The organism is Nostoc sp. FACHB-888 (genome assembly GCF_014696655.1).
In the GTDB taxonomy this organism is placed as follows: Bacteria; Cyanobacteriota; Cyanobacteriia; order Cyanobacteriales; family Nostocaceae; genus Nostoc.
Genome location: NZ_JACJQM010000237.1, coordinates 1 through 5,641 on the forward strand (window position 1 = coordinate 1; position 5,641 = coordinate 5,641).

Below are 5,641 nucleotides of genomic sequence, written 5' to 3' on the forward strand. Positions count from 1 at the left end.
GGTACAAAAGCGCAAGCAAGTATGGTTGGGGTAGAACCTGCTACTGCCAAAGCAACTATTGGACTGCCAGGGTTTGACGCGGTTGAAATTACTATCCGTGAACTCAAGAACTTCTCTTATGCAGGACTTGTTTTTAACGTCGAACCGATCAACTTAGAATTTGGCACTGTGCCGATTTCTGACAAAACAGTAAAAATCAAACTTGATGGTAAAACTTTGGGCGAGTTAGACAATGATTCTGTTCAACAGTTAAAACAAGTTGATTACCTAAAAAATGGTAATCCCCTGAAGTTGAAACTTACTTCTATCTCCGAAACAGGAGATCAAGCTTTTGTCCTGGGTGAATCTCCCAATGGTAATCTCCTAAAAATCAACAAAATTAACTTTTATGATTTTTCTGGTCAGACATTTAATGATCAAGATTACCGAAAACTGACTATCGAAACCTTAGCTTCTAAAACTAGAGATGCTGTGTTTTTGAATGGTGAACCCTTGGGGGTATTGCATTTTAAAAAAGACAAAGACGCGCTCAGACAACTTGGGCTACTAAAAACCAAACAACTTACACCCGCGGATGCAATCATTGAAAGTAATTTTTCTGTTATTTGCGCTCAAATAGACCCTAATACCGTTGAATATCCCCAGAAATGGACGAAGGAATTTCAGGCTTTTGGAACTCAATCAGTTAATCCTCAACAGCAGGAGATGATTGATAATAGTGCGAATATTCTACATCATATTAAAGAGCGCCCTACTTTCTTATTTTCGACAGAATCAAACAAAAAACTTGGAGTCATGGGTTTGGCTGTTGACAACCAGAAAGCTGAGACTGTGACAAAATGGTTAACTGCTCAAAAAGTTAAATGGGAGCAAGTACCAATAGAAGATGTTATCAGGGAAACTAAAAAAGGTCTAGCGGTATTTAACTTAGTCAGTAGTTCAATTCCCCCCAAAACTTTGTCGAGCATGACCAAGAAATTTGGGGCTGTGATTGAATCAAATAATGACTATCAACAATTTGTTAGCTCCCTTGCCACGCGACCGCAGTTTTTGAAACCACCAGAACAAACAGCACAATCCCCACCTAAGCAATCTATAACTCCATTACTCTCCACTAATCCTTCTACAACAGACATTACTAATAGTACAAAAACCGAACCTCTAGGTGTAGAGAAGTCCTCGACAATCACTATTGATGACTTGAGAAATTGGTACAATGCCGCAGATAAGTTAGGGAAGTCGGAAAATTACAAAAAACGCATTGTAGAAGTGGCTTATGGGTTTAAAGCTGGTAAGCAATTATCAGCCCAAGCGTTGACAGTAATGAATAAAGATACATTTGAGCTTGAAGGAATTAGTCGGCTGACTCAAATTGCTCAAAGGATTGGCATGGTCTGGGGTAAGTCTGATGAAAATGGTACTCAAGTTCAAGGAAAGATTTATGACTTGGCTTTCAATAGCCAGCAGAGAGATTTAACTATTTTGCAGAAAAATGGGGAGGTAATTTTAAAGTTGCAATCTGGCCAGGTACAGACTAATAAACTAACTCCAGAGATATTGCAAACTTTCGAGGATGTTAATACTCAAATTGATAAAATATTAGCTAAATCTCAAACACAACAAATAGACTTACAAAGATAGATTTATCCTAGAATAGCCTTTTTAAGCAATAGAAAAGGAGAACAACACTATGGAGACGGCTAATTTATAGCAAGCACAGGTTTTTTATAATCAAGGTCTGGCACATCTAAAGTCAGGTAATTTAGATGCAGTTATCGAGTGCTTTAGAGAGGCATTACTACTTAATCCTAATTTTGCTGAAGTTCACAATACTATAGGACTAATTCAGTTTCAAATCGAAAAATATGAAAATGCGATTCAGCTTTTCGATAACGCATTAGCAATGAATCCGAATTTTGCTGAAGCTTATAATAATCGAGGATTAGCTCGCTCAAAAATCTGTCATAAGTCAGAATACTCCCAGGTTATTGAAGATTACACTAAAGCCATCGCTCTGAATCCAAATTTAGTTCAAGCTTATTTAAATCGAGCTTATACCTATAAAAATCTAACCGATGATAATTTCGCAGCGATAGAGGATTACAATCATGTACTTTCGCTTGAGCCAAACTGTTTATTAGCTTACATAAGTAGGGGAAGTATTTATTTCTTGTCTGGGGAATTAGAAAAATCCCTCTTTGATTTAGAAAAAGCATTATCTCTAGATGCTGCCAAGAGCAGAAGCGTACTGTGGACGAGGGACAGTCAGATTTCATCTGGGCGATCTTGAAGGTGCTAAAAAAGATTTATTTAAAGCGTTTAATTTATATGAGACGCAAGGAAATATGATTTACTGTACTTTTACTCGAAGTTTGATTATGGAGCTTTTCCGAGATCATGAAGTTTACAAAGATTTGTTTGGGGTTGAAAGCGGGATAGTCAAATCGAAAAAGTAGCCACTTTTATCGAGTGGCTACAAATTAGATTCTTTTTTCATTTCTTTCTGCGATGCCTGCGCTGTTCTCGAAGAATCGCACCTTGTTCGGTGTCTGTCTGTTTAGTGCTTGCCGTATCCGTGAATGCTGTACCCTGTTCACCCAAGACATCTACACACCCAAGGGCAATGTCAGACCCCGGCTGGTTATTAGAAAGTCAAACACCAAGGGTAAACTTGCAACCCGGTCAATCCCAGTGATTGAAGACCTACGGCGGTTGCTCACTGAATACTACCCACTGGCCGGAGAGATTTATTTGTTCCCCGGTCGCAGTGATGGACACCTATGCGAAGACTCAGCCTCTAGGATTTTGAGAGTAGCTTGCAAACAAGCTGGGATAATCGGCGCGAGTACCCAAAGCTTCAGGCGTACAGCTTTAACTCAGATGAGTAATGCTGGTATACCATTGCGGGTAATTCAGGAAATCTCAGGGCATCGGAATTTAGAACAGCTACAGAGATATCTAGAAGTGACTGACAATCAAGTACTGGGAGCGACTGCAAGCTTGGCTATGTTGTTACCTGGGGTTAGTAATAGTGTAAAATTACATACCGACATGGGATTAAAAGCGTCTACAGTAGAACATTCAATCTCAGATTAGCCTGCTCAAAAGCGATCGCATTTCAAGAATTATTTCTAATCAACTGCACCAAAATAGATTCTAGGCTTTGCAATGCAGCGTTTGTGGTGCGCTGATGTTCTTCAAAATTCCGTTGATGTTGTTCGTGGCTATCGCGTAACTCAAGTAATACATCGTCCAAAATCGCACTACGACCGAGAACACGGTCAACGTTACTGGTAAGCTCTCTCATTTCCTGGCTTAGTTCGCTCAAACCTTGTCTGAGTTCATTAACTTGTGTTTGTGTCTCAGCTTGTCTTTCAGTTATGCAGATTATGAATATGACGAGGATGAAGAGGAGTACGAAGATTATCAGGAACAGGAAGAGGAAGAGGAATAAACAGGTTTAGAGCAAAGTTCACCATATCCAGCTTTTGGTGGCTTTGCTATTCCCTACATTATTAAACTTGGCTTGTGCGTAGAAGTTCAGCATACGCTGTCGCTGTATCTTTCATATATTGGTACTCTTCTCTAATTCTTTTATACTTATTCTCAATAGCAAAGCCATCATTTGGAAGCAAATCCGGGTCATATTGTGCAACTTGTCTGCCAATCAAAAGTTCTCTAATAAAGCCAATATACACTTGTTGTAATTCTTCAGCTTTATCGAGTAAGTTCTCAATTTGAAATAATGCTCTTTTGTAAATTCCCTGTTGACTAGCATAAAATTCTGACGTAAGTACTAAATCAAGTAAATTGTTGATTTTGTGCCACTGCTTTCTTAAATTTAAAATTTCTGGTTCGACAAATTGAATATGCTCTTTAATTAGGAAGGCTAGTTGTTGAGCTACTTTGAGATTTGCTTTTTTACTGATATCAATTTTATCTAAATGTGGGACACGTATAGATTGAAGATTATGCCAGGAATAAATGTACTCAATGCCTTCGGGTGTAAGCTTTGGGAAAATGACCTGGATTTTTCGATTCTCCTTAACCTCAAAAAAGATACCAAAGTTACCTAAGGGTAAATTAGGGTAACGAATATCTGCTCCATCAACTTCTAGGACTAAGTTACTTTTGATGCGCTTTATCTTTTGATTGGAATAGAAAACAAACCAATATCCAGCAAGGATTATTAAAAAGATTATAGTGATGCTTGTGATCATTAGAGCCAATTTTGTGATTTATAAAATTATTGTTGAGACATTAGGTACTTCAAGTATCTCAAATTTGACATGATGATGCCTTGGGCTGGTATCAGCTAAATAGTACATGAATACTATTAAATAAGAATTATCAGCAGGCGTAATATCCACGCTTGCGTTTTGCATTAAGGGCGATTGTATTTCGCTGTGGGCATAATATTTAACTTGCTCCACCACTTATTACTGAGGCTTTCATCTGTGTCCATACCCCCCGATTATTACTCTCATCTACATTATTGGGGGGTGTGGACGAAAGATTAGATGAAGGTATAATCGCATTAATTTCATACTGAACTTGCATCCTAGCTGCATAATTCGTGTTTATCTCCTGCTCATTCTGCCGCAAGGTTCCTTCTCCCCCGTTGCCTCTGCCGATAATCCAGTACGTTCTGAGTAAACACGACATCATCAGTATTCAGCCGATAATACCGAGATGACACACAGGTAAGGATGAAATGTGAATGTTAAATTGCAGATGTTAAGGGCTGCGCTCCCGGCAAATTCTTGACAGCAACAGCCTGGAAACAAACGCAGGCGTTTGTTATGGTATATTCAAAGCAGGTTATAAGGGCTTGTTTGGCTGAAGCTGTAAGGCAACTGCAAAATCTGAAAACCAGTGGTTTTTCAGGAAAATTATGTGTAAGTATAAAGAAATTATTAAGGGAATACCCAGATGAGATGGGTAAAAATTGGGTAGTTCTGCGCTATTTTTACCCAAGCGATTGAGTGATAATTATGTGTATAGAAAGCGCTGGCAAAGATTTTAAGCTGGCATTTAATAAACTGCATATCAAGCAAAGCCCTGGATTTTTACCAGGGCTTTTAAATTAAAAGAGCTAAATGAGTCTAAAAAAGCTAGTGTAACCTGAGTTCGGGATAAGAAATCCTCAAAACCCTTGATTTTTCATTGTTCGGTCTGAAGCTCTGTTTGAATCTATTCTCAATAAGGCATATTGTTGATATTAGTCTCATTTGTAAGCCTTGTTGACAAAATGATTCCACTTTAATCGCTTCTTCTATCACTTAGAGTTTTGCTCAATCCCTACAAAATAAGCTTTTTAGCTTCTGGCTTAACCCGAACTCAGGTTAGTGTATCGTTTAATTGACTTTTCCCTTAGTATGACCTCTGACGGTTACAAATCAAAATCAAGGCTGAATGTTTCCCCTGAAGAATCTTCTTCTTCCTCCTGTGCAAATGGAGTTGAAGTCATTGAAGGAAGTTTGTTCGACTCAGTATTAATCGGTGGGTCAGCTAAAAGTTGTGCAGGTAATCCAGCCTTAATGAAAACAAAATAGCAATCAACTATAAAGTAAATCGTGTCCAGGTAACTTTTATCTAGTTTTTGCGATTCTGCAAATATGCGCTCCCGGTAATTATCTTT

Annotated in this window: 7 protein-coding genes and 1 pseudogene; 4 read left to right on the forward strand and 4 right to left on the reverse strand. The window is 38.4% G+C overall.

The genetic code is table 11. The features are described from left to right. The 3 genes and pseudogenes from H6G26_RS37720 to H6G26_RS37730 all read left to right on the forward strand — a co-directional run. Positions 1-1,641, forward strand: a pseudogene (locus H6G26_RS37720) (hypothetical protein); the annotation flags it as partial. Between the two features lie 262 nt (positions 1,642-1,903). Then, positions 1,904-2,290, forward strand: a complete 387-nt coding sequence (locus tag H6G26_RS37725) for a tetratricopeptide repeat protein (protein WP_242054254.1) — start codon at positions 1,904-1,906, stop codon at positions 2,288-2,290. Between the two features lie 218 nt (positions 2,291-2,508). After that, complete coding sequence (locus tag H6G26_RS37730; RefSeq protein ID WP_190736759.1) at positions 2,509-3,096, forward strand: site-specific integrase; 588 nt, start codon at positions 2,509-2,511, stop codon at positions 3,094-3,096. Between the two features lie 22 nt (positions 3,097-3,118). On the opposite strand, the gene H6G26_RS37735 is transcribed toward H6G26_RS37730, so the two are convergent. The 3 genes from H6G26_RS37735 to H6G26_RS37745 form a co-directional block, all read right to left on the reverse strand. Next, entirely contained in the window at positions 3,119-3,328 is a 210-nt protein-coding gene (locus tag H6G26_RS37735; RefSeq protein WP_242054255.1) for a hypothetical protein, read from the reverse strand. A 187-nt stretch (positions 3,329-3,515) separates the two neighbouring features. After that, positions 3,516-4,220, reverse strand: a complete 705-nt coding sequence (locus tag H6G26_RS37740) for a hypothetical protein (protein ID WP_190736761.1) — start codon at positions 4,218-4,220, stop codon at positions 3,516-3,518. Between the two features lie 199 nt (positions 4,221-4,419). After that, complete coding sequence (locus tag H6G26_RS37745; protein WP_190736763.1) at positions 4,420-4,668, reverse strand: hypothetical protein; 249 nt, start codon at positions 4,666-4,668, stop codon at positions 4,420-4,422. 95 nt (positions 4,669-4,763) lie between these two features. Between H6G26_RS37745 and H6G26_RS37750 the strand changes: the two genes are divergently transcribed. Further along, positions 4,764-4,985, forward strand: a complete 222-nt coding sequence (locus H6G26_RS37750) for a hypothetical protein (protein ID WP_190736765.1) — start codon at positions 4,764-4,766, stop codon at positions 4,983-4,985. Positions 4,986-5,392: 407 nt separating this feature from the next. Here the strand turns inward: H6G26_RS37750 and H6G26_RS37755 are convergent. Next, positions 5,393-5,641: hypothetical protein (locus H6G26_RS37755; RefSeq protein WP_190736767.1), on the reverse strand; the 249-nt coding region annotated here is incomplete at its 5' end.

Bases quoted from the DNA above. Each gene is read 5' to 3' on its own strand.
- H6G26_RS37740 (WP_190736761.1), bottom strand. From the start codon at position 4,220: ATGATCACAAGCATCACTATAATCTTTTTAATAATCCTTGCTGGATAT.
- H6G26_RS37745 (WP_190736763.1), bottom strand. From the start codon at position 4,668: ATGATGTCGTGTTTACTCAGAACGTACTGGATTATCGGCAGAGGCAAC.
- H6G26_RS37725 (WP_242054254.1), top strand. From the start codon at position 1,904: ATGAATCCGAATTTTGCTGAAGCTTATAATAATCGAGGATTAGCTCGC.
- H6G26_RS37730 (WP_190736759.1), top strand. From the start codon at position 2,509: ATGCCTGCGCTGTTCTCGAAGAATCGCACCTTGTTCGGTGTCTGTCTG.